This window comes from Cohnella mopanensis (assembly GCF_022352055.1).
Lineage (GTDB): Bacteria > Bacillota > Bacilli > Paenibacillales > Paenibacillaceae > Cohnella > Cohnella mopanensis.
Map to the genome: position 1 here is coordinate 1 of NZ_JAKRWM010000045.1, position 291 is coordinate 291.

1 rRNA gene is annotated in these 291 nt (G+C 50.2%); it reads left to right on the top strand.

The window, feature by feature from the left end:
- Nucleotides 1-94: 94 nt before the first annotated feature.
- Nucleotides 95-291 (top strand): 23S ribosomal RNA (locus tag L3D05_RS26270); the annotation flags it as partial.

Here is a 291-nt window from a genome sequence, read left to right on the forward strand (position 1 = left end):
GAAGAAGAAGAGTATCATCTCTGCCTTACTAGTGTCACAATTGTCACTGACGACTGAAGTTCAGCCTTACGGCTAAACTTAACAGTCGCAGTGTGGTTAAGCTAATAAGTGCGCACGGAGGATGCCTAGGCGCCAGGAGCCGAAGAAGGACGCGACGAACAGCGATATGCTTCGGGGAGCTGTAAGTGAGCTTTGATCCGGAGATTTCCGAATGGGGAAACCCAGCTACCGTAATGGGTAGTTACCCTTGACTGAATACATAGGTCATTGGAGGCACACCAGGGGAACTGA